Origin of the sequence: Aurantiacibacter marinus (assembly GCF_001021555.1) — a bacterium.
Classification (GTDB): domain Bacteria; phylum Pseudomonadota; class Alphaproteobacteria; order Sphingomonadales; family Sphingomonadaceae; genus Alteraurantiacibacter; species Alteraurantiacibacter marinus.
The window spans coordinates 1,054,620-1,076,075 of sequence record NZ_LDCP01000001.1 but is presented as its reverse complement, the minus strand read 5'-3'; the positions used below and the strand labels follow the sequence as shown (position 1 = coordinate 1,076,075).

Below are 21,456 nucleotides of genomic sequence, written 5' to 3'. Positions count from 1 at the left end.
AAGCCCGTCCGGTCTTGCACAAGGAGTTACGAATCGAACTTCGAGAAGGTCGCAAATTTTTTTGAAATAACTTCAGATGACCTGAAACACGCCCTCGGCAACAACCGGCCCGGCAGCGGCATCGGCGGGCTTGCCGCCCAGCGGCTCTCTGGTGAGAACCAGCCGCGTCCCAGCCCCGAATTCACTCGCCAGATCGGCCGCCACGGCGAAACGCGCCTCTCCGCCCGGTACGATCACGCCGAGTGAATGCAGATCGCCCTGACGGTCAACCAGCCACAATTCGTGATCATGCACACCGTCTGGCGTAAGGCCAGCAGACGAAACACTCAGTTCCTCGCGGCCCGGCACATAGGTCAGCGCAAGTCGCAGCGGCGTTTCGCCAATGGGAATATTGGCGGCAAGCAGCGGCGCGTCGGCGGTTGGCACCGGAGCTGCCTGCTGTATCGCCGGCCCTGTCAACAGAACCAGGGCAAGCGCAGCAGCAGCTGCAACGGAAAATCCGCCGATAAAGCGCCAACGGTCCCGGCTCTTGCGCAGGCTGTCCAGATCCACCACCGGCGCAGTATTATCGCTGCCGGATGCAGTGGCTGCCTCTATCCGTTTCCAGACAGCGGGCGGCGGGGCATGGTCTTCCCATTGCTCCAGCAAAGGCGCGAAGTAATCTTCCCAGCGTGCCACATCTGCAGAAAAGGCCGGATCGCGCGCCAACATGCCACGTGCACGCAGCAAATCCTCTCCGCCAAGCAGGCCCAGCACCAATTCGGCGGCGAGCGTTTCCTGGTCGGATAATTCCGTGGGGGAGGCGATAGGGTCGGTCACAGTCTCTCGATACACTTTTTCAATGCGGCAAGCCCGCGGTGCACGCGGGACTTCACAGTACTCAGCGGCACATCATCATCCTCGGCAAGCTGGACATACGTCGCTCCGCCAAAAAAGGCCCGCCGGATCGCGCCGCGCTGGCGTTTTTCGAGCTTGCCGAGACAATGATGAATGCCCGCGTCACGTTCGTCCAGTTCCAGCTTTGCATCGGCAGGCAATTCACCGTCGGGCACGTCGCTTGCCGCATCTTCGGCCACCGCGCCTGCGCGGACTTTGCCGCCCGCGCGGAGCCTGTCGACAGCTCGGTTGCGGGCCATGCAGGCAAGCCAGCTGATCGGGCTTGCGCGCGATGGATCATAGCGATCAGCACGCTTCCATAGATCGATATATACGTCCTGCAAGGCATCTTCGGCTTCCCGGTCATCGCCCAAGATACGAAAGCAAATGCCGAAAAGTTTCGCTGAAGTTGCGCGGTAAATGGGCTCCAGAGCCGCGCGATCGCCTTTGGCGAGCCGCGCGATATCGGCGCGCAGGGCCTCCCGGGCCAATGTGGCATCATCGTCGTTCATGCTTGGGGATGGTTCTCACGCAGGCACTTGAAGCGCAAGGGCTTACCGGCTCTCCGGCTGCTCCGGAAGTGGCGGCGGCGTGATGATCTGGACGCCATCAGGCAATTGCGGCGGCGCAATCACATCCCGCAGTTCCCTGCAGGGATTATCAAACCCGGGAAGACCGCCGGAACGGTTGCGGCCAGCGTTGCCCGCGACAAGACAGCCATCACCTTGGCTTTCCCGGATGATCAGCTCGCTGACAGATTGGGCGCCTAATGGTTCTGCAAGCAGGCTTGCCTCATCCCTATCGGTGCGATCCGGCGTGGCGCATGCCGCCAAGGGCAAAACCAGTAGTGATGCGGCGAGTGATCGGCCCAGCAGGCCATGCACGGTAATCCTCATCCGCAAACCTCCTTCGCAACCCGTCTTTCCGTTTCAACCTGAATGGTAACATGAACGATGGCGTGATGATGTTCCAGCACATGCGCCGCGTCATGCAGGAATGCGTCCCCCGGGTGACCGCCTGGCATGACAAGGTGCGCGGTAAGAGCGGTTTCGGTGGTGGACATCGGCCAGATGTGCAGATCATGCACCGCTGCCACACCGGGCAGACCTTCAAGATAGCCGCGCACGGTGCCTTCCTCGATCCCCTCGGGCACTGCGAGCAGGCCCATTTTCACGCTGTCTTTGAGCAGGCCCCATGTGCCCCAGCCAATCACGGCTACGATCACCAGACTGACCACCGGATCAATCAGCACATAACCGGTCAGCAAAATGGCAATCCCTGCAATCACCACGCCAACGCTGACCAGCGCATCGGCAGCCATATGCAGGAACGCGCCGCGAATATTGAGATCGTTCTTGCGCCCGCGCATGAACATCAGCGCGGTGGCCGTGTTGATGACAATTCCGATGCCTGCCACCCAGATCATCGTCCAGCCATCCGGCTCTACCGGGTCAAGGAAACGATGCAGCGTCTCGAACAGGATCGCCCCAATGGCGATCAGCAGCAGAATCGCATTGGCGAAGGCGGCAAGAATGGTTGAGCTTTTGAGGCCATAGGTGAAGCGTGCGGAGGCTGGTTTCCTGGCCGCCACGCTTGCGCCCCAGGCAATCAGCAGGCCAAGCACATCGGACAGATTGTGTCCCGCGTCAGCCACCAGCGCCATCGAACCGGATATGAAGCCGTAGGTTGCCTCGACAATGACAAAGCCTGTGTTAAGCACCACCCCGATGGCAAACGCGCGCCCGAAATCGGCAGGCGCATGGGAATGCCCATGGCCGTTGCCATGCGCATGATCAGAGCCATGGTGGTTATGTGCGTGACCCGAACCCATCGCGCCTAGTCGTAGACGCAAGTATCAAGCCCGTCACGCCGAACTTGCCCGATGCGCGCCTCGATCGTGTTGCCGTAACGTGCGGTAAAGCCTGAAGGATTGACCGCAGCGCGCGTTTTCGGGCTGGGCAGGACAGCGGCGATGCGGCTTGCCTCGTCAGCCGTCAGGCGCGCGGCGGAATGGCCGAAATAGCGCTGCGCCCCGCTTTCCACGCCATAAGTGCCAAGCCCCGTCTCTGCGACGTTGAGATAAACTTCCATGATCCGCCGCTTGTCCCACAGGTTCTCGATCAGGAAAGTATACCATGTCTCCAGCCCCTTGCGGAACCAGCCGCCGCCTTGCCACAGGAACACGTTTTTCGCTGTTTGCTGGCTGATGGTGGAGGCCCCGCGCTGCCGTTCTCCGCGCGCGCGTTCTTCCAGCGCGTCCTCTATCGCTTCGACATCGAAACCATTGTGGGAACAGAACTTGCCGTCCTCCGCCGCGATTACGGCGCTCACCATATTGCGGTCGATGCGGCTGAGCGGCTCCCAGTCGCGGGTGACCGAATGTTCGTCCATCAGCATGGTCGCGGTATAGGTAACCGGCACAAAGCGCAGCAGGATCACCAGCGCCAGGCTGATTAGCACGAAGAAGATGATTGCCTTGAGGATGATGCGAAGAATGCGGAGGACCATGCTGGCGTCATAAGGCCGCCTCTGCCTGCCAGCAACGAAAAGGACGCGCACAAACAAAAAAGGGCCGGACGTTTCCGCCCGGCCCCGATTGTTCGTTGCTTGTCCTGCTTACGCAGCGACCGGCATCAGCCTGTCGCCAGCGATCCGCTGCATTGCCTTTTGCAGCTTTTCAAACGCGCGCACCTCAATCTGGCGGATGCGTTCGCGGCTAACTTCATACACTTGGCTCAGCTCTTCCAGCGTCTGTGGACTTTCGGTCAGGCGGCGTTCGGTCAGAATGTGCTTTTCGCGGTCGTTGAGCGAGTCCATCGCTTCGACCAGCATTTCCCGGCGAACATCGGCTTCTTCTGCGTCAGCTACGGTTTCGTCCTGCAACGGACGATCATCCGTCAGCCAGTCCATCCATTCGCCGCTACCGTCTTCGCCATTGCGCATGGGCACGTTGAGCGATCCATCGCCGCCCATCATCATCCGGCGGTTCATGTTGACGACTTCCTGCTCAGGCACGCCGAGATCGGTGGCGATCTTGGTCACGTCGTCAGGATGCAGATCCGAATCCTCATAGGCCTCGAGCTGCTTCTTCATCCGGCGAAGGTTGAAGAACAGCTTCTTCTGCGCAGCGGTGGTGCCCATTTTCACAAGGCTCCAGGACCGCAGGATGAATTCCTGGATGCTCGCCTTGATCCACCACATCGCATAGGTTGCGAGGCGGAAGCCGCGATCGGGTTCAAATTTCTTCACGCCCTGCATCAGGCCGACATTGCCTTCGGAAATAAGATCCGAAACCGGCAGGCCATAGCCGCGATAACCCATGGCGATCTTCGCCACGAGTCGCAGATGGCTTGTCACCAATTGCGCCGCTGCATCCTGATCTTCGTGTTCGGCATAGGCCTTGGCGAGCATATATTCCTGCTCTGCCGTCAACACGGGGAATTTCTTGATTTCACCGAGGTAGCGGTTGAGGCTCTGCTCTCCGCTGAGTGCCGGTACACCTGGTCTTCTATTGCTCACTTGGTCCCAAACCTTTCTATCGTCGACCGCTGTTTCCGGGCCCCTGCTGGGCACCCGACCTTGGCGGCCACATTCGGTGCGTTTGCTTTGCTCTTATACACACTCTCAACGCTAAATAGTGTGTATTTCATCGATTGGAATGACCTATTTGGTCGATAAGTTCCCGCATATCGTCAGGTAATTCGCTCGAAAACCGGCATTGGTTACCCGTGACCGGGTGAATAAAGCCGAGAATCGCTGCGTGAAGCGCCTGACGACCAAACCCAAGCGATTTGAGAATCGGCCTGAGCGGTGCGGGATCACGTCCATAGACAGGGTCTCCCAATAGCGCATGGCCGATTGATGCAAGGTGAACCCGCACCTGATGGGTTCGCCCGGTTTCCAGCCGGCATTCGATCAATGCGCTGTGATCCAGCCGCTCTATGGTCTTGTAATGCGTGACCGCGTGTTTGCCGCGTGATGAATTCCTGGGCAGCACGGCCATTTTCTTCCTGTTCGCATCGGAACGCCCCAGCTTTTCGTCGATCGTACCCTGCGCCGGGCGCGGGTGGCCGCCGCAGACCGCCAGATAGGCGCGTTCCAGCGAATGATCGGCAAATTGCCGCGCCAGGCCTTCGTGCGCCGCATCCGATTTGGCGACGACCAGCAGGCCGGAGGTATCCTTGTCGATCCGGTGGACAATACCGGGCCGCGCCACGCCGCCGATGCCGCTGAGACTTCCGCCGCAATGATGCAGCAGAGCATTGACCAGCGTTCCATCCGGATTGCCCGCAGCCGGGTGCACGACCATGCCGGCAGGCTTGTCCACCACGATCAGATGCTCGTCCTCAAATACCGTCACGATGGGGATATCCTGTGGAAGAGCCTGTGGATTATCTGGGGGTGGAATGTGGATAGAAAAGCTCGACCCTGCTTTAGCTTTGGCTGAAGGGCTGGTGGCAGCCTGCCCGTCAATCAACACTTTCCCGTCTGCTATCAGCGCCTTGACGCGTTCACGTGACAATTCGGTCAGTTCGGCCAGTGCCTTGTCGAGGCGGGCGGCGGCGGGAATGGTGCCGGATAGGGTTTGTGCGGCGTGCATGTTAGTTCTCCTGCAATATGGCAGTCGAAGTCTCAATAGCGGTGTTAGACACGCTTCGCGCCGAAGCGGTTCATGCACATCCATGCGAATGCTGCGGCATCCTTACAGGCAAAGGCGATTGCATCACAGCCGCCCTGCCCGCCCCGAACATCCATTCATTTCCCGAAACCCATTTTGAAATAGACCCCGGCGCGCTGATTACCGCGCACCGCAATGCCCGTAAGGGCGCCGAACAGGTGCTCGGATATTACCATTCCCACCCCCAAGGTCCGGCCCACCCGTCCGAAACAGACCGGGCCTTGTCCGCCAGGGACAACGCAGTGTGGGCAATCATCGCACCGGACAAGATAACATGGTGGCGGGATACGGCAGATGGCTTTTCGCCACTTCCCTACTCCGTCACCTCCGGCTAAGACGGCGTGGTAAACAAGAGCATGTTTCCAGCTTTTTCCGGCACAGTGTCACCACAGGCGTTTCGGTGATAAAAGTCTGGAATAAAAGACTCTTCTGCAATTTTCGCAAGGTGACGCAGTGTCACCTTTGTCACCCATGTTGTTAATTTTGAACGGCCAATATCTGAATGACCTCGCAAACCGATCTTGCTGCACTTCTTTGCTCACGCCTTTGCCATGATATGCTCAGCCCCGTTGGCGCGTTGAACAACGGGCTGGAATTGCTCGCCGACGAAAGCGATCCGGCCATGCGCCAGCGATGTCTTGAGCTGCTGGAGCAAAGCGCGCGCACCTCCGCCAACAAGCTCAAGTTTTTCCGGCTCGCCTTTGGCGCAGCAGGCGGTTTCGGCGACTATGTGCCATCGGAAGAACCGCATGAACTGCTCACCTCGCTGACCGCGGATGATGAACGGCTAACCCTTGAATGGTCCGTGGCAGAACCAAGCCTTGCCAAGCCTGCTGTGAAAGTCCTGCTTAACCTCGCTGCCATCGGACTGGACTCGCTGGTGCGCGGCGGCACTCTGGAAGTGGGCGCAGAACGCACCAATGGCGCAACCGAAATCGCCATTCGCGCATCCGGCCCGAAGGTCGTTTTCGACGCGGTAATCGGAAAAGCGCTGTCGGGAGAACTCGCCGATGAGGATCTTTCGGGACGCACCGCCCCTGCCCACATGATCCGCCAGCTCACACAGGAACAGGGTGGCGGGGTGCAATTTGCGCATACAGCTGATGCCCTCGTGCTCGGCGCGGTCCTGCCCGAAGGCGAAGGGATGATTGGCTGATGGGCGACGAGCTGGTCCACCGCGAGCAGCTCTCGCCCAATTTCAATGTGCGCAAGCTGCCAGTGTCGATGGTGGTGCTTCACTATACGGAAATGAAGCCGGTCGAAACCGCGATCGCGCGCATGTGCGACCCCGATGCAGAAGTCAGCGCGCATTACTGCATCACCGAGGAAGGCGAAGTCGTGCGGCTGGTGGCGGAAGACAAACGGGCATGGCATGCCGGAGCCAGCTATTGGCGGGGGCACAGGGATGTGAACTCGGCCAGCATCGGGATAGAGCTTGACCATCCCGGCCATGCTTTGGGTTACCGCGGATTTGCCGATGCCCAGATAGAGGCGCTTGTGCCGCTACTGCACCGCATCGTGAAGGCGCACGATGTTCCCCGTTCCAACGTTGTGGCCCATTCGGATGTAGCCCCCGGCCGCAAGATTGATCCGGGAGAGCTATTTCCATGGGACCGGCTGGCGGAATACGGCCTGTGCCTGCCCCGCCCGAAGAAACTGGAACAGGGCGATCCGTTCGACAATGATGCAAGCTTCTATCTCGCGCTGGAACGCTTCGGTTATGACATCACGGAAGGGTTCAAGGCAGTGGAGGCCTTCCAGCGCCGCTGGCGGCCGGAACGGATCGATGGCCAGATAGACGGCGAAGTTCGCGCGATACTGTTCCAGCTATTGCTCGACCGGGACCGGGGGCTGGCTCGCTAATTCGGCTGGGTTCCGTCTGACCTGGCATCCCCGAACCGACTGGCCTTGGGAATTTGCAACCGCTTTTCCTCGGCCGCCCGGCTCATGGAAATCACGTGATCGACACCTTCGATGGTGATCGCAATCGTGCCCGATTCCGTCCGGACGATCAGTCCCTTGGATTTCAGATACCAGACATGAAAGTCGAAATTGTCGTCGCTACAACCAAGCATTCTCTGCAAACGATAAACCATCACCCCCGCGTCTTCCGGCTGTTCTCTGCGTTGCTTGTAGAGAAAATAGAGCATTTTTTCATGCATCTCGGCGTCGACAAGCGCGTCCTGTGCATCAATGCGTATATCGTCAAAAACGTGCGCAGTTTCAAAACTCTCGCCCTTTTGGGCCTTGTATGACTTGTCATATTCGGCCCGGGCATTCGGCTCTCGCAGCAACCGATAGGCGCCAAGGATTTCCTGAAACTTGTCTACATCCGCAGTGTCGGGATGATCCGGGTGATACATGTGCGCAAAGTGCCGGTAGGCTTTCTCGAGCATCGTAATATCGCAAGTCGGGCTGACTTGAAGAAGCGCGTAATAGTCCACGAACTCACTACTTTCTTCCATTCTTCAACCCCCCAAAGGCCATCGTGCAACAACAACGCGTTCCATTCTACTTTCAGCATATTTGCATATTCGGATGAAGACTGACAGCCCGTATTATTCATTACATCTTTCAACCGCAGCGCAAGATTTTCGCCCCGCCTATTGCACAATTCGAACCCCCGATGCCGAAAGGATCACACGTTTTACATCTGCATCTCATTTTTTGACCTAGGTTGGAATTCGATATCTTTGCGATGAGGGGAAATTTGATGTTTCGAAAATTGGGCGCCGAATTCTTTGGCACATTTTGGCTGGTATTTGGCGGCTGCGGCTCCGCAGTACTTGCAGCAGGCTATCCGGAGCTTGGTATTGGATTTGCCGGTGTATCGCTGGCATTCGGCTTGACCGTCCTCACCATGGCCTATGCCGTAGGCGGTATTTCCGGAGGTCATTTCAATCCGGCCGTTTCGCTTGGCCTGGCCGTTGGCGGCCGCTTTGCATGGAAAGAATTGCCCGCATATTGGGCCGGCCAGGTAATCGGCGCCTTCTGTGCTGCTGGCACGCTCTTCCTGATTGCATCCGGGCAAGACGGCTGGAGCGCAGGTGGATTCGCTTCAAACGGTTTTGGCGATCTGTCGCCCGGCGGATACTCCATGACAGCGGCCCTGCTGATCGAGATTGTCCTGACGGCTGGCTTTCTGGTCGTGATCCTCGGATCGACTTCCAGCAAGGTACCAGGCGGCTTTGCCCCGATCAGCATCGGTCTGGCCCTTACGCTGATTCACCTGATCTCGATCCCGGTGACAAACACATCGGTCAATCCGGCACGTTCGACAGGCGTTGCGTTTTATGCAGAAACAGGTGCTGTATCGCAGCTTTGGCTGTTCTGGCTTGCACCGCTGATCGGCGCGGCAATCGGTGCGGTCATCTGGCGGTATGTGCTTTCGCCGGATGAATCGCTGGAAGGTATCGGCGGGGACGCGGAGTAATTGCCAATCCGTTTCGCAACATCGGCCCCGGCGATCCTTCGCCTGGGCCGATGTTGTATTGGCACACGACAACAATCGCGGCCTTTCCTACCGGACGGCTAGGTAATAGCCGAGGGCCGTCGCCAACAAGTATTTGAATGCTGCGCTGGCAGAGGAGCATTTCCTTGATCGCCACGAGCACCATTCAACCATGCATCATTCTGCTTCTGAAATCCGACCGCCTCGCTCAAGCGCGGGGCGCGACGCCAGAAACCTCACCAAGCAGCAGGTCCTGAGTGCTGGTATCGGATTGCTGGCGCTGACGGTTCTGATTTTCGGCTGGGGCTTTGGCATCAATCAGATAAAAAGCTTCGGTAACCAGTTTTCTGCCATGGTCCCTTCCACGGCTTTCTTGCTGCTAATCGCATCTTTCGCATTGCTTCTCGATGCCATTTATCCGCGCGGCCGACTTGCAAGCGGGGCAGCGCGTTTTGCGAGCATGACGATCATCGCCTGTTCCGCCGCGAATCTGGCCGTATCGCTCGGCGGTATTGCCACCGGAGTGGACGCCCTGCTGTGGCCCGAAACGCACATTTTTCGCAGCGAACACATGTCAGAAGCGACCTCCGTCTCTTTTTTGTTGCTCGGTTGGTGCCTGTGGCAATGGCCGAACCGGGTACCGTCTATCAATCGACTGATCGCCTGCGCTACTTTGGGGGCAATCCTTTCTTTCCTGGCCTTGATCGTGTTCACTTTCGATGCCCGCTCGCTGCATTCAGCTGCGCTGTATTCGACCATGTCCTTGCCCACTGCCTTGGCTTTTCTCACGCTGTTTTGTGCGATGCTCCTGCGTGAAAGAAACGCTGGATGGCTCGCGGTTCTCATGGGCGATGGCCGGGGCAGCATCCATATTCGCCGGATCATGCCTTGGGTGATCGGACTGCCCTTCATGCTGTCTCTGGCGAGCAGTATTACGCTGCGACTAGGCCTGTTCGACAACAGTTTCCTGCTGGGCCTTCTGGCCCTGTTTACGGCTTTGGTGGTCGCGACCATCCTGATCCGCGATGCGAACAAATCCAATCTTCAGGAAAAAGCGGAACGCGCGGCAATGTTGCGGGCAGAAATCGCGGAAGCACAGCAGACCGATCTCGATCAACGCCGGGTAGCAGCAGAGCTTGCCACTGAATCAAAGACCAAATTTCTGCGCAATATGAGCCATGAGATTCGCACGCCGATGAACGGGATTTTGGGATTTTCGGAGTTACTGCTGAGAGAAGACCTTACTGAAAGCCAGCGTTCCAAGATCACACTGATTCACGAATCCGGCCAGACCATGCTCAGATTGATCGATGACATTCTGGATCTGTCCAAGATCGACAACGGCCATCTTACCATCCTGCAAGAGCAGGTCGATATCCGGCATGTCGCGCAAAGCTGTGTGACGATGTTTCAGGTTGCAGCCGCCCAGAAGGGCCTCCAGCTGGAAATGCATGTTTCAGACGATACGCCCAGATTTGCCTGTGCCGACATTCTGCGCACAAGACAGGTCATCACCAATATCATCGGCAATGCGCTGAAGTTCACCGAACAGGGCCGTGTCGATCTGTTTATTCGCCAAAACGGCGAGTCGATCGAATTGGTGACGCAAGACACCGGGATTGGCATCGCCACCGAAAATTTGACGAGCGTGCTCGGAGAATTCGTTCAGGCAGATGATACTACGCAGAGGCGTTTCGGCGGCTCTGGTCTAGGTCTGCACATCAGCTCAAAACTGATCGAGATGATGGATGGGACATTGGCGATTTCAAGCGTGGAAGGCGAAGGCACACGTATCACAATTATGCTGCCGGCGTATCACCCGCAACAGTTCACCCGGTGTGCCAGCAATGCCTCCGATGAAATTGGGCCGGGTGCGGAAAGCCAGGGATGGGACGGCAAGAGGATCGCCGTTGCCGAAGATCACGACATCAATCAGATACTGATCACCGATATGCTGCAGCGGCTTGGTACGGATGTCACTGTGTTCGGCAATGGGCGTGCGGCAGTCGAAGGCATTGCCGCTGCCGCATCAGCGGGCAACGGATTTGACCTTGTACTGATGGATGTCCAGATGCCGCAAATGGACGGGATCATGGCGACCAGGGAACTGCGCCAGCAGGGCATGACGGCAATCGACCTGCCGATCATTGCGATGACCGCCAACGCCTTCGATTCCGATATCAGTGACTGTCTGGCCGCTGGGATGCAGGCGCATCTTTGCAAACCGGTATCATTCGGGAGGTTGAAGAAAGCTCTCGGCATCTGGCTCGGCATCGAAGTACAAGTGGACGCCAATCCCGTCAGGGCGCAGATGTCTGCCTGATACCGTCTGTCTGAGCGCTTTCCCTTGGAATCATGGCAAGATCGGCCTATCTGATACAGTGCCGGGGGGCCGGGCAGCCGCGTTGCCGCAAGGCATCGAGGAAAGTCCGGGCTCCGCGAAACAAGGGTGGCGGGTAACGCCCGCCGGGCGAAGGTCTACGGGCCGAAGTCTAGGGATAGTGCCACAGAGAGCAAACCGCCGATGGAGGGCAACCTCACAGGCAAGGGTGAAAGGGTGCGGTAAGAGCGCACCGGGGGTCTGGCGACAGACCCCGCATGGTAAACCCCACCCGGAGCAAGACCGCATAGGGGTCTCGCGCCAACAATTCTTCGGATGCGGAGGCAGGAGCGTTTCGCTCCGAGAGGCCCGGGTTGGTTGCATGAGCGCGTAGGAGCAATCCTCCGCCGAGATGAATGGCTGCCACCGCGGCGCTGATGTGCAAGCATATCGGCCGCGGGACAGAACCCGGCTTACAGGCCCCCCGGCATCAAGCGGGGTCTTCTGGGAAAAGTTTGCCGTGCCGGCCATACCGCGACGGCAGCCGGATCAGACTTTCAGCTTTGCACCGTCAACACTGATCGCGCCATTCTTGCCTTCAATTGCGGTCAGGTAACGCCGTTTCTTGCCCTCGAGCACAAGCGCGGTCAGCCTCCCGCTGGCATAGGCACCCGTGTCGATCCCTATCCGATTGCCGGCGTCTACTACTTCATCGGTAATGGTATGCCCGTGTACCACCACCAGTCCATGCGATTTGCCATAGCTGAGGAACGGTTCACGAATCCAACGCAGGCTGCGCTGCTTCTGTTCATCCAGCGGCACGCCCGGTTCGATGCCGGCATGGACAAACAAATAATCGCCAAGCTGCACCATGTCCTCGAAGCCGCTGATGAATTTGCGGTGTTTTTTCGGGACGAATTCTTCCAGCATCTGCTGAATCTCGTCCAGCGTAGCCTTGGTGAAGATTTTCCGGTCCATTCCGTAGCTGAGCAGCGTTTCGCGCCCGCCATGGCGCAAGAAGTGGCGCAGGATGTCCTTGTCTTCGAAACTGTTCAGGAACATCTCTTCGTGATTGCCGCACAAGACATGGACAGTGCGCGTCCTTGTCCACTTGCGGGCCAATTCGATAACGCCCGCACTGTCCGGTCCGCGATCGACAAGATCACCCAATAGTACGATATCGGGCTCCAGCCCCTCAGCTTCGCCGTCGCGGATATCTTCTTCGATCGCATCGACAAGTGCCGTGAACAGATCGCTACGACCATGTACATCGCCCACGGCATAGACCCGGTGCCCCTTGGGCACGCGCGGCAATTCCTGCTTCGTCTTCGCCTTAGACGGGGTGAACATGGATTTGAGATACTGGATCATGACGTAAAATCTAACCGCCTCCCTAAACATTACGCACAGTTGCGCAATTCGGATGCCGGTTTGAGCCGCGGTGTGGCCTTTTTCCTGTCTGCGTCCTGAATGTGGTGCAAATTTCACACAGTGTTACGCCACATCGAATTTTCGAGCAATAAATCTTGTGCAGTGCAGCACGAATGTGCATGTTCATTTCGCAATCGCGTGATTTGGCACATTAAAGATGCTGAAAACGTGAACCGCGCAGGTGGGACGAAGCATTTTTCACCACAGCAATTGAGGAATTGCCCATGCTTACGTCCGTACGCAGCCTTCTGGCTGCAACCATTCTTACATCTACCGCTGTGTTTGCGGCCCCTGCCATGGCGCAGGACGACGACGGCATTGGCGTCGAAGTTTCCGCAAATGTCGCCATCGTCAGCGATTACAAATTCCGCGGCGTCAGCCTTTCCGACAGCGAAATCGCCATTCAGGGCGGCGTCGATGTCGGCCTGCCCAGCGGCTTTTATGTCGGAACCTGGGCCTCGTCGCTTGACGAAACCACCGTCGGATATGGCTCGACAGAGCTTGATCTGTACGGCGGCTGGGCCGGTGAATTCGGCAATGTATCCACCGATATCGGCGTGATTGCCTACATTTACCCTGACGCAGGCCCAGGGGATTTCGATTATGTTGAAGCTTACGGTTCACTCGGCCTGGCCGTTGGCCCGGCGGAAGCGACACTTGGCGTTGCATATGCACCTGAGCGGGATTCGCTTGGCGGGACGGACAATTTCTATGTCTACACCGATTTGGGTGTCGGCATTCCCGGCACACCTGTGACGGTTACTGGACACCTCGGCTATACCGATGGTTTCCTTACCTTCACACAGGACAGCACCGCCTGGGATTATTCCATCGGGGCAGAAGCAGGCATTCCTGGCACTCCGTTGTCAGTCGGTGTCGCATTCATCGGCGTTGAAGGCGATGGCCTCCTCGATCCGGGCGGCACGTTCACCGAGGACTCGGTGGTCCTGACGCTTTCCGCCAGCTTCTAAGCCCGGCGCACGGCTAACTTCGCAAAAGCGAGGAACGGGAGGGCTCGTACCGAGGGGGGTGCGAGCCCTTTCGCGTTGGGCAAAGGTGCTGCTATGGCTTCGTGAAACGGCAAGGAGCCACCAATGACCCGCTACCTCCATTCCATGATCCGCGTTTCAGACCCGCAAGCCACAGTCGATTTCTTCAAGCTTATCGGAGTGGAAGAAGTTCGCCGGATGGACAGCGAAAAAGGGCGCTTCACACTTATCTTCCTGGCCGCACCAGGGCAGGAAGGCGTGGCGGAAGTAGAACTGACGTACAATTGGCCGCCGGCAGACGGCAGCGTGCCGGAACACTATGACGGGGGGCGCAACTTTGGTCACCTGGCGTACCGTGTGGAGAACATCTACGACACCTGCCAACGCCTGATGGATGCCGGAATTACCATCAATCGGCCTCCGCGCGATGGCCACATGGCTTTCGTCCGCACGCCAGACGGCATCAGCATCGAATTGCTGCAAGACGGCAACCTTGACCCCTGTGAACCGTGGGCCAGCATGGAAAATACCGGGAGCTGGTGAGGATGCCAAAGCGCCTTCTCCCTTGCCTTTCGCGCGCCTGAGCGCCACCTGCGCGGCATGAAACCGATTATCCCCCTCCCTCAGGTCGTCATTATCGGGCGACCCAATGTGGGCAAGTCCACGCTGTTCAACCGGCTTGTCGGCAAAAAGCTTGCTTTGGTTGACGATCAGCCCGGCGTAACCCGCGATCGTCGCAAGGGCGTGGCTGGCCTTGCCGGCCTTGAATTCGAAGCCGTCGATACGGCTGGCTGGGAAGACGAAGATGATCGTTCGCTTCCGGGCCGGATGCGCGCGCAAACACAGGTCTCGCTCAAGGATGCCGATGCTGCGCTGTTCGTAATCGACAGCCGCGCGGATCTGACTCCGCTGGACGAGGAAATCGGCCAATGGTTGCGCGAGCAAAACGTGCCGGTCGTGCTTATCGCCAACAAGGCCGAGGGCAGGTCAGGACAAAGCGGCATACTGGAAGCCTACTCGCTTGGTCTGGGTGAGCCGATCCCCGTCAGCGCCGAGCATGGCGAAGGCATTGCCGATCTTTATACAGCGCTGTTCCCCTTGATCGGCGACAAGGCCGAACAGTTGGAACTGGAAGCCGAACAGGCCGCTGCAATTGCCGCGGACAAGGCCCGCGCCTTGGCCGAAGCTGGCGAAGATCTGGAAGAACTCGACCCCAAAGCGCCGCTGAGTCTGGCAATTGTCGGACGGCCCAATGCGGGCAAATCCACGCTGGTGAACCGGCTGCTGGATGAAGACCGGATGCTGACCGGCCCCGAAGCCGGCATCACCCGCGATTCGATTGCAGTCGACTGGGTATGGACCGATCCGAAATCGGGCGAGGACCGCGTTATCAAACTGATCGACACGGCCGGTATGCGCAAGCGTGCCAAGGTGGTGGACAAGCTGGAAAAGCTTTCCGTCGCTGACGGGTTGCATGCAGTGGATTATGCAGAAGTGGTCGTGTTGCTGCTTGATGCGACACGCGGGCTGGAAGTGCAGGACCTGAAAATTGCCAGCCGCGTGATTGAGGAAGGCCGCGCGCTGATGATCGCGATCAACAAATGGGACATCGCCGAGGACCCCAGCGGGCTATTCAACGGCATCCGTGCCGCGCTGGAAGAGGGCCTGGCGCAATTGCGCGGTGTACCGCTGTTTGCAGTCTCCGCCATGACCGGCAAGGGGCTGGACACAATGCTTGGCGCCGCATTCGAACTGCGCGAACAATGGAGCAGGCGTGTACCTACCGCTGCGCTCAACCGCTGGTTCGATGATGCGCTCGGCAAGAACCCGCCGCCTGCACCCGGAGGCCGGCGGATCAAGCTGCGCTATATCACTCAGGTCGGCACACGGCCGCCCCGTTTCGTGATATTCGGCACAAGGCTGGATGCGCTGCCCACCAGTTATGAACGGTATCTGCTCAACGGCATACGAAAAGCGCTCGATTTTGGCGCAGTGCCGGTACGATTGACTTTGAAGAGCCCGAAGAACCCGTACGATTCCAATCGCGGGGGCGGGGGCAAATTCAGCGGTGGAAAGGGCCGGGATTGATCGATTATCTCTCGCTGACAGGTGACCTGATAGCGCGCACCTCCAGTACGGCCCGGGTGCAGCAAATCGTGCAACTGAGCCTGGCCCCGGTTTTCTTGCTGGCCGCTATCGGGGCAATTCTCAATGTGATGAACGCCCGGCTCACCTGGCTGATCGAGCGGATAGACTTTATCGAGCGGCGCTTCGAAAAGGGCCTTGGCGAGCGCGAAGCTGAAGAATTGCCTGCACTAAGACAGCGTCAATATTTCGCCCAGATGGCGGCTAGCCTGTCCACCTCGGCAGCACTGACGATCTGTATTGTCGTTGTAATCCTGTTCGTCAGCGCATTTATCCAGCCGCGCATCGGTACAATCGTGGCGGTCCTTTGGATTGCAACGATGTCCCAACTTTCAATCGCGCTTCTGCTGTTTTTCAGGGAAACAAGACTGGCAACTTCAACAGCGCGCGACAGACGCAAGCGCAGCCGCGAACTGCTCGCGCGCAAAAATGAACAGGTTGATCTGCCGGAGGAGTGATCCTTGGCCAGCAGACCAGCCGGAATTCAGCCCTCGCCTTCACCCTCACCAGCGGCGCGGCTGTTCATCTGGACATAATTCTGGATGCCCGTGCGTTCGATAATATCGAACTGCGTTTCGAGGAAATCGACGTGTTCTTCCTCGCTGGCGAGAATTTTCGCGAAAAGATCACGGCTTGTGTAATCCCGCGCTGTCTCGCAATACTCAATGGCATCAACCAGCAGCGGTATGGCCTCATGCTCCAGCGCGAGATCGGCCTTCAGAATTTCCTCAACCGTTTCGCCAACCTTCAGCTTGTGGATTGCCTGAAAGTTGGGAAGCCCGTTCAGGAACAGGATCCGGTCCGCCAGCCAGTCGGCGTGCTTCATTTCGTCAATTGATTCGTGCCGTTCGTACTCGGCCAATTTGTAAACGCCCCAGTCATTGAGAACGCGGTAGTGGAGCCAGTATTGGTTGATCGCGGTCAGCTCGTTCGTGAGCGCCTTGTTCAAATACTCGATGACCTTTTCGTCGCCCTTCATGGCATCCCTTTCGTGAATGGATTCTGCGTAACCATTGGTCAGTTGGCGGCTTGCAAGGCAAGCGAAACCGGACCGACAGATGCGGAAAAACGGCAGAAAACTGCGCTATTGCGAATGCGTAGCAGAATATGGGAGTCCCGTGGAGGACCGCCGGTCAGGCAGCAGAGGCGGGTTCGAACAGAGCAGCGCGTTCTTCTTCGATGATGTCCTGCGCGTCTTCCAGGCAATGTCCGCAGTTGGGCCGCTTGCCAAGTTTGGCATAAACGCTTTCCGCACCGCCGGTCTGATACTGGCGCGCAGCCTTACGAAGTTCGCACTCACGGATCGCATTGCAGATGCAGGTGTACATTGGCGGCGCTCACTCCAACTGGTGTGCCGCCATTGTTAATGCGAGTCGCTTGCAAAAACAAGCCTCTTGCGAATAATTCTCAAACGCAATTAACGCCGGAGGGGGAACAGGCGCCAATAAGTAAGGCACCGCCAAAGCCACTCTAGCGGGCCGTAGCGAAAACGCTCCAGCCACGGCTTGGACCACGCCAGCATCACTGCCCATGCGGCAACTACGACAAAATAGAGTTCAGGCCGCGAAAGCTCACCCCAATAACCGCCTGCCCAAGGGTGGAACACCAGCATCATCAGCACTGACGTGCCAAGATAATTGCTGAAGGCTGCACGGCCAGCGGCAGACAGCCGTTCTGCCAGCCAGCCGCTTGCATGCCCGCCCCACAGCGCCAGCAGTGCCGCAAGGCCCAGCACGACAGAAAGGCGCGGATAGTGGGAAAAGCCGGTAAATGCCGCCATCGAACCCCAATAGGTAAGCCCCCGCCCTTCGATCCAAAGCGCGAGCATCAGGGTGAGAACCGATCCGCCAATCAGCCCTATCCACCCCCAGATCGCCTGCTTCCTTGCCGACAAACCGCCGTTGAACAGGCCTGCCCGGTAAAAGGCCATACCAATCAGCATCAGAGGAAGCGTCTCAAACACCATGAACACCAGATTGTTCAGCGGATCAGCCAGATGTTCCGAGAAATTGTGGCGGACGAAATCCGCGTAATTGCCTTCGGTGAGAATCTGCGTTTCAGCTGCATCATCGGCCAGTGCCTCATTCTGAGCCTCATTCATGGTGACGACCATTTCGGCCATTTCAGGGACCTGGCCAGCCGGCGTATCGACAATGGCAAATGGCACAGCCGTGAGCAGAATATAGACCAGCCCTCCCATCAGATAGCCGAGCAGGCCGAAAACCAGCAAATTTCGCACCGACCACCGGATGAACAGGACAGCGACCGCGCCAGAAACAGCATAAAGCGCGAGGATATCGCCGCGCCAGATGAAGAAGAAGTGGAACAAACCGAACGTCAGCAGCCAGCCAAGCCGCCGGAATTGCAGGCCGCGCCCGGCACCGCGTTCCCACGCCTTATCCATAAACAGCGCCAGACCTGCGCCAAACAGGAGGGTGAAAAGGCCGCGCATCTTCCCATCGACGAGAACGAACTGCGTTACCCACTGCCAGTTTCCGGGATCGTTCACTTCCCCGTTCCATGCGGCAGGCCACATATACGCACTGAAGGGCTGACCAAAGGCAACGATGTTCGCCGCCAGAATACCCAGCACGGCAATGCCGCGAATAAGGTCGAGGCTGGCGATGCGCTCCGCAGCCTTTGCAGGCGCCGGCAGTGTTTCATCTGTAAAGACCGCGTCTTCCGGCGCGCTATCGGGCGTTATCAACTGGTCGGTCATGTGGCTCCCCTGTCCGTCGCGAATGACCATAGCTGCGCTAGAAAATTTGGGAAGCCAGCGACCGTACGAAAACTCGGTCGCAGCGCCAGTTGCCCATTACGCGGTAACGCGTGACCTAGTTGCGCGTGACCAGGCAGTCCTGCCCGGAACGGCGCAAGCTGTTGCACGCTGTCTGGGCTTCGCTCTGCGAGGCATAGCCCCCTGCCAACAGGCGGGTAACGCGCCCTGTCGGTATCAACAGCCGCTCTCGGCCAGCAAGCTCCGACCGTGAAGACAGGCGGCTCCACAACCGTTCTGCATTGCCTGCAACGCCAAACGCCCCAAGCTGCACGCGCCATGGCCCTCTGGTGAGGTTCGCACCTGACGAAGCAGGAACGGGAGCTGGCGCCGAAGTCGCCGCAACAGATCTTGGAGCCGTGACACCTGTCGGACTGGGCGCTGGCACTTCCCGGACCGGCGGCAACGCTTGCCGCGGCACTGCGGCATTGGCGAAACTCGCGCCGGCATCTGCCGGGCTGCCCGTTCCTGTCGCCTGCCGTGCCTGCCTGACCGCATCTTGCGCTGCGGCCACTGATGGAGAGACACTCACACTGGGAATTGGACGCGGAATGGCCTGACTTGCAACGGGGCCGGCCGCAGAAGACGCTGCACCGCTGGCGGACGGACCCTGCTGTACCGCCAGATCAGCAGCAGCCAGCTCCACAGAACGCGCCTGTTCCGCTGCCGCCTCCAGCTCGCGCGCGAGACCGGCAGCACTTTGGCGCTGGTCCAGGGGAATGCCGACGTCCATTTCCGAAATCGCTGCCACTGCCTGCGGCAGCCCTGCGCTGTTGGCCAGGGTCATCAAGGCATATGCAAGGACCCAGTCGCGGGCGACGAGGTCACCGTTGAAATGCGCAATTCCCAGCAGGTACTGCGCACGCGGATCGCCACGCCGGGCAGCAGCCTGAACAAAGGGCAATGCAGCTTCGCGCCGACCATCCTGAAACAGCATAAGACCATATATATCGGCAGCCTGCACATGGCCTGCCTGAGCAGCGCGGGCGTATAATTGTTCTGCCATGCCGAGGTCCTGCGTCACGCCGCGACCAAGACGGTAAGCCTGGCCGAGGTTGAACATGGCGTCGGGATCACCCGCCTCAGCCGGACCCCGCCATTCGGAAACTGCAGCCGTGTAATCACCGCGGCTCCACGCCTCGACCCCGTCACGCACCGTGTTCGTGGCATGGGCGGGCAAACTGCCCGACAGCGCGGCCAGAGCGGCAAGCGCCGTGCCCAATAGCCATCCGGATTTCATCTGCAACATGTGTTCGATCCCTGATCGGCGAAGCGGCTTTGATAATGATGCCATAGTAAACAGGCCATTAGCAAAGCGTTTATGACATCGGATATATTACGGTGCCGCTCCAGCGGACCTTCAACCGGGATGCGTTTTCCGGCTGCACCTGAAAGCTAAAAGCGGAAGCGGTCCAGCGAGGCGGATTGTAAAGTTTGCTTCCATTCCATGCGGCGCGATTAACCTAAAATAAAGGGTATCCTGCGAAGTCAGAGGAGGAAGACCCACAGACCGTCTTGGTCCGGGTCAGAGACTTTAGGGGAATCGCCTTGCGCGTTTTGGCATTGGCATCGCAAAAGGGTGGATCGGGCAAGACCACCATGTCCGGTCATCTGGCCGTTCAGGCACAGCGCGCTGGCGCTGGCCCGGTAGTCCTTATCGACATCGATCCGCAAGGTTCGCTGGCGGACTGGTGGAACGAGCGGGAGGCGGAATTTCCGGCCTTCGCACAGACCACCGTGGCCCGGCTGGCAAATGACCTTGCGATCCTGCGTCAGCAGGGTTTCAAGCTGGCCGTTATCGACACACCGCCTGCAATTACCATGGCTATCCAGTCGGTGATCGCGGTTGCGGAATTGATGGTAGTTCCGACTCGCCCCAGCCCACATGATCTGCGCGCTGTTGGCGCAACTGTTGATCTGTGCGAACGTGCGGGCAAGCCGCTGATCTTCGTCGTGAACGGTGCCACGCCCAAGGCGCGGATCACTTCAGAAGCCGCTGTCGCGCTGTCGCAGCACGGCACTGTCGCTCCGATCACCGTCCACCACCGCACCGATTTTGCCGCATCCATGATTGACGGCCGTACGGTGATGGAAGTGGATCCGGAAGGTCGCAGCGCACAGGAAATCACAGCGCTATGGCACTATGTTGCAGATCGGCTTGAAAAGAATTTCCGCCGGACAGTTTTTGCAGCTCCCGGCTCCAAAATCTCGCAAGCCAACGGCGCAGCCCGCAGCCAGCAAGGTGGCTTTGGCCGCCGGGTGGCACAATGATGGGTGGCCCCGCAGTTAGCGAAAGCAAAAGCTTCGCCTCCTTGGGGCCGATGCTGCTTGCCCGTAAAGGAACGGCCAAGCCCGCAATGCGGTTGCAGATCGAACAATCTGACCGTGTCGCATCCATAAATGACGATTTTGACGATCTTGCCAGTAGCCAGAATGCACTAGGCTGGAACGACATGGGCGACACCGATGATGTTGGCAGCAATGACGACGATGTCATCAGCCTGCCGGTCACAAGGAAAGCGCCCACACAGAAAAAGCCTGCCGCACTGACCAAGATCAAGGCTGCGTCCAAAGCCGTGAAGGCTACGGCCGAACAGAAAACCCGCGCTGCCTTTACCTTGCGGCTTGATGCGGAGCGTCACCTCAAGCTTCGCCTGGCGAGTACGCTGCAAGGTTCCAGCGCCCAGGCGCTCGTGACCGAGGCGCTCGACAGCTTTCTTGAAGAAATTCCCGAACTCGGTGCAATCGCGGCGCGCATGCGCCGCATGAACCACAAGTCCTGAAGAGGAA

At 58.6% G+C, this 21,456-nt stretch carries 24 protein-coding genes and 1 other RNA gene; 12 read left to right on the top strand and 13 right to left on the bottom strand.

Annotated features, from left to right (window positions below):
- Positions 1 to 72 precede the first annotated feature (72 nt).
- From AB731_RS05155 to AB731_RS05125, 7 genes are all read right to left on the bottom strand, one after another.
- Positions 73 to 819 (bottom strand): anti-sigma factor, encoded by a 747-nt coding sequence (locus AB731_RS05155; protein WP_047092148.1) that lies wholly within the window; start codon positions 817 to 819, stop codon positions 73 to 75.
- The gene (locus AB731_RS05150; protein WP_052768823.1) at positions 816 to 1,388 is read right to left on the bottom strand and encodes a sigma-70 family RNA polymerase sigma factor; all 573 of its coding nucleotides are present in this window, start codon (positions 1,386 to 1,388) and stop codon (positions 816 to 818) included. The genes AB731_RS05155 and AB731_RS05150 overlap by 4 nt, the downstream gene beginning before the upstream one ends.
- Before the next feature lie 42 nt (positions 1,389 to 1,430).
- Positions 1,431 to 1,772 (bottom strand): hypothetical protein, encoded by a 342-nt coding sequence (locus AB731_RS05145; RefSeq protein ID WP_047092149.1) that lies wholly within the window; start codon positions 1,770 to 1,772, stop codon positions 1,431 to 1,433.
- Complete coding sequence (locus AB731_RS05140) at positions 1,769 to 2,707, bottom strand: cation diffusion facilitator family transporter (protein WP_047092150.1); 939 nt, start codon at positions 2,705 to 2,707, stop codon at positions 1,769 to 1,771. Before AB731_RS05140 ends, AB731_RS05145 begins: the two co-directional genes overlap by 4 nt.
- 5 nt (positions 2,708 to 2,712) lie before the next feature.
- Positions 2,713 to 3,384, bottom strand: a complete 672-nt coding sequence (gene mtgA / locus AB731_RS05135) for a monofunctional biosynthetic peptidoglycan transglycosylase (RefSeq protein ID WP_047093010.1) — start codon at positions 3,382 to 3,384, stop codon at positions 2,713 to 2,715.
- Positions 3,385 to 3,492: 108 nt separating this feature from the next.
- The gene (gene rpoH / locus AB731_RS05130) at positions 3,493 to 4,395 is read right to left on the bottom strand and encodes an RNA polymerase sigma factor RpoH (protein ID WP_082126345.1); all 903 of its coding nucleotides are present in this window, start codon (positions 4,393 to 4,395) and stop codon (positions 3,493 to 3,495) included.
- Positions 4,396 to 4,522: 127 nt separating this feature from the next.
- Entirely contained in the window at positions 4,523 to 5,476 is a 954-nt protein-coding gene (locus AB731_RS05125; RefSeq protein ID WP_047092151.1) for an RluA family pseudouridine synthase, read from the bottom strand.
- A gap of 17 nt (positions 5,477 to 5,493) precedes the next feature.
- On the opposite strand from AB731_RS05125, the gene AB731_RS05120 reads away from it, so the two are divergent.
- From AB731_RS05120 to AB731_RS05110, 3 genes are all read left to right on the top strand, one after another.
- Positions 5,494 to 5,889, top strand: coding sequence for a Mov34/MPN/PAD-1 family protein (locus AB731_RS05120; RefSeq protein ID WP_047092152.1), 396 nt, complete (start codon positions 5,494 to 5,496; stop codon positions 5,887 to 5,889).
- 167 nt (positions 5,890 to 6,056) lie between these two features.
- The gene (locus AB731_RS05115) at positions 6,057 to 6,710 is read left to right on the top strand and encodes a histidine phosphotransferase family protein (RefSeq protein WP_047092153.1); all 654 of its coding nucleotides are present in this window, start codon (positions 6,057 to 6,059) and stop codon (positions 6,708 to 6,710) included.
- Positions 6,710 to 7,417, top strand: coding sequence for an N-acetylmuramoyl-L-alanine amidase (locus AB731_RS05110; RefSeq protein WP_047092154.1), 708 nt, complete (start codon positions 6,710 to 6,712; stop codon positions 7,415 to 7,417). Before AB731_RS05115 ends, AB731_RS05110 begins: the two co-directional genes overlap by 1 nt.
- Here the strand turns inward: AB731_RS05110 and AB731_RS05105 are convergent.
- Positions 7,414 to 8,019: a DnaJ domain-containing protein gene (locus tag AB731_RS05105; RefSeq protein ID WP_047092155.1), complete on the bottom strand. Its 606-nt coding sequence runs from the start codon at positions 8,017 to 8,019 to the stop codon at positions 7,414 to 7,416. The genes AB731_RS05110 and AB731_RS05105 overlap by 4 nt on opposite strands.
- A gap of 248 nt (positions 8,020 to 8,267) precedes the next feature.
- On the opposite strand from AB731_RS05105, the gene aqpZ reads away from it, so the two are divergent.
- From aqpZ to rnpB, 3 genes are all read left to right on the top strand, one after another.
- Complete coding sequence (gene aqpZ / locus AB731_RS05100; RefSeq protein ID WP_047092156.1) at positions 8,268 to 8,987, top strand: aquaporin Z; 720 nt, start codon at positions 8,268 to 8,270, stop codon at positions 8,985 to 8,987.
- Positions 8,988 to 9,120: 133 nt separating this feature from the next.
- The gene (locus AB731_RS13615; RefSeq protein ID WP_052768824.1) at positions 9,121 to 11,328 is read left to right on the top strand and encodes an ATP-binding protein; all 2,208 of its coding nucleotides are present in this window, start codon (positions 9,121 to 9,123) and stop codon (positions 11,326 to 11,328) included.
- 61 nt (positions 11,329 to 11,389) lie between these two features.
- Positions 11,390 to 11,817: RNase P RNA component class A (rnpB, locus tag AB731_RS13645), an RNA gene on the top strand.
- A gap of 57 nt (positions 11,818 to 11,874) precedes the next feature.
- On the opposite strand, the gene AB731_RS05090 is transcribed toward rnpB, so the two are convergent.
- Positions 11,875 to 12,726, bottom strand: coding sequence for a metallophosphoesterase (locus AB731_RS05090; protein WP_231638849.1), 852 nt, complete (start codon positions 12,724 to 12,726; stop codon positions 11,875 to 11,877).
- Positions 12,727 to 12,980: 254 nt separating this feature from the next.
- On the opposite strand from AB731_RS05090, the gene AB731_RS05085 reads away from it, so the two are divergent.
- The 4 genes from AB731_RS05085 to AB731_RS05070 all read left to right on the top strand — a co-directional run bounded on the left by AB731_RS05085 (position 12,981) and on the right by AB731_RS05070 (position 16,348).
- Entirely contained in the window at positions 12,981 to 13,727 is a 747-nt protein-coding gene (locus tag AB731_RS05085; protein ID WP_047092158.1) for a TorF family putative porin, read from the top strand.
- A 123-nt stretch (positions 13,728 to 13,850) separates the two neighbouring features.
- Entirely contained in the window at positions 13,851 to 14,288 is a 438-nt protein-coding gene (locus tag AB731_RS05080; protein WP_047092159.1) for a VOC family protein, read from the top strand.
- A gap of 57 nt (positions 14,289 to 14,345) precedes the next feature.
- Positions 14,346 to 15,833, top strand: a complete 1,488-nt coding sequence (der, locus tag AB731_RS05075; RefSeq protein WP_047092160.1) for a ribosome biogenesis GTPase Der — start codon at positions 14,346 to 14,348, stop codon at positions 15,831 to 15,833.
- Positions 15,830 to 16,348, top strand: a complete 519-nt coding sequence (locus AB731_RS05070) for a DUF2721 domain-containing protein (protein ID WP_047092161.1) — start codon at positions 15,830 to 15,832, stop codon at positions 16,346 to 16,348. The genes der and AB731_RS05070 overlap by 4 nt, the downstream gene beginning before the upstream one ends.
- Positions 16,349 to 16,374: 26 nt before the next feature.
- Here AB731_RS05070 and bfr read toward each other — a convergent pair whose 3' ends face one another.
- The 4 genes from bfr to AB731_RS05050 all read right to left on the bottom strand — a co-directional run bounded on the left by bfr (position 16,375) and on the right by AB731_RS05050 (position 19,960).
- Positions 16,375 to 16,869 (bottom strand): bacterioferritin, encoded by a 495-nt coding sequence (gene bfr, locus AB731_RS05065; protein ID WP_047092162.1) that lies wholly within the window; start codon positions 16,867 to 16,869, stop codon positions 16,375 to 16,377.
- A gap of 154 nt (positions 16,870 to 17,023) precedes the next feature.
- On the bottom strand, positions 17,024 to 17,218 hold the full coding sequence (locus AB731_RS05060; RefSeq protein WP_047092163.1) for a (2Fe-2S)-binding protein: 195 nt from the start codon (positions 17,216 to 17,218) through the stop codon (positions 17,024 to 17,026).
- An 89-nt stretch (positions 17,219 to 17,307) separates the two neighbouring features.
- Positions 17,308 to 18,609: a DUF418 domain-containing protein gene (locus AB731_RS05055; RefSeq protein ID WP_047092164.1), complete on the bottom strand. Its 1,302-nt coding sequence runs from the start codon at positions 18,607 to 18,609 to the stop codon at positions 17,308 to 17,310.
- A gap of 115 nt (positions 18,610 to 18,724) precedes the next feature.
- Positions 18,725 to 19,960 carry an SPOR domain-containing protein gene (locus tag AB731_RS05050; RefSeq protein ID WP_231638848.1) on the bottom strand — a complete coding sequence of 412 codons (1,236 nt, stop codon included), beginning with the start codon at positions 19,958 to 19,960 and terminating at the stop codon, positions 18,725 to 18,727.
- Between the two features lie 254 nt (positions 19,961 to 20,214).
- Between AB731_RS05050 and AB731_RS05045 the strand changes: the two genes are divergently transcribed.
- Together AB731_RS05045 and AB731_RS05040 are read left to right on the top strand one after the other, a co-directional pair.
- Complete coding sequence (locus tag AB731_RS05045; protein WP_047092165.1) at positions 20,215 to 20,937, top strand: ParA family protein; 723 nt, start codon at positions 20,215 to 20,217, stop codon at positions 20,935 to 20,937.
- Complete coding sequence (locus AB731_RS05040; protein WP_052845693.1) at positions 20,934 to 21,449, top strand: hypothetical protein; 516 nt, start codon at positions 20,934 to 20,936, stop codon at positions 21,447 to 21,449. Before AB731_RS05045 ends, AB731_RS05040 begins: the two co-directional genes overlap by 4 nt.
- Positions 21,450 to 21,456 lie beyond the last annotated feature (7 nt).

Coding starts and splice junctions, on each gene's coding strand:
- bfr (WP_047092162.1), bottom strand. CDS start 16,869: ATGAAGGGCGACGAAAAGGTCATCGAGTATTTGAACAAGGCGCTCACG.
- AB731_RS05055 (WP_047092164.1), bottom strand. CDS start 18,609: ATGACCGACCAGTTGATAACGCCCGATAGCGCGCCGGAAGACGCGGTC.
- AB731_RS05110 (WP_047092154.1), top strand. CDS start 6,710: ATGGGCGACGAGCTGGTCCACCGCGAGCAGCTCTCGCCCAATTTCAAT.
- aqpZ (WP_047092156.1), top strand. CDS start 8,268: ATGTTTCGAAAATTGGGCGCCGAATTCTTTGGCACATTTTGGCTGGTA.
- AB731_RS05040 (WP_052845693.1), top strand. CDS start 20,934: ATGATGGGTGGCCCCGCAGTTAGCGAAAGCAAAAGCTTCGCCTCCTTG.
- AB731_RS05080 (WP_047092159.1), top strand. CDS start 13,851: ATGACCCGCTACCTCCATTCCATGATCCGCGTTTCAGACCCGCAAGCC.
- AB731_RS05140 (WP_047092150.1), bottom strand. CDS start 2,707: ATGGGTTCGGGTCACGCACATAACCACCATGGCTCTGATCATGCGCAT.
- AB731_RS05050 (WP_231638848.1), bottom strand. CDS start 19,960: ATGGCATCATTATCAAAGCCGCTTCGCCGATCAGGGATCGAACACATG.
- AB731_RS05150 (WP_052768823.1), bottom strand. CDS start 1,388: ATGAACGACGATGATGCCACATTGGCCCGGGAGGCCCTGCGCGCCGAT.
- AB731_RS05120 (WP_047092152.1), top strand. CDS start 5,494: ATGGCAGTCGAAGTCTCAATAGCGGTGTTAGACACGCTTCGCGCCGAA.
- der (WP_047092160.1), top strand. CDS start 14,346: ATGAAACCGATTATCCCCCTCCCTCAGGTCGTCATTATCGGGCGACCC.
- AB731_RS05125 (WP_047092151.1), bottom strand. CDS start 5,476: ATGCACGCCGCACAAACCCTATCCGGCACCATTCCCGCCGCCGCCCGC.
- AB731_RS05145 (WP_047092149.1), bottom strand. CDS start 1,772: ATGAGGATTACCGTGCATGGCCTGCTGGGCCGATCACTCGCCGCATCA.
- AB731_RS05085 (WP_047092158.1), top strand. CDS start 12,981: ATGCTTACGTCCGTACGCAGCCTTCTGGCTGCAACCATTCTTACATCT.
- AB731_RS05060 (WP_047092163.1), bottom strand. CDS start 17,218: ATGTACACCTGCATCTGCAATGCGATCCGTGAGTGCGAACTTCGTAAG.
- mtgA (WP_047093010.1), bottom strand. CDS start 3,384: ATGGTCCTCCGCATTCTTCGCATCATCCTCAAGGCAATCATCTTCTTC.
- AB731_RS05105 (WP_047092155.1), bottom strand. CDS start 8,019: ATGGAAGAAAGTAGTGAGTTCGTGGACTATTACGCGCTTCTTCAAGTC.
- AB731_RS05090 (WP_231638849.1), bottom strand. CDS start 12,726: ATGTTTAGGGAGGCGGTTAGATTTTACGTCATGATCCAGTATCTCAAA.
- AB731_RS05115 (WP_047092153.1), top strand. CDS start 6,057: ATGACCTCGCAAACCGATCTTGCTGCACTTCTTTGCTCACGCCTTTGC.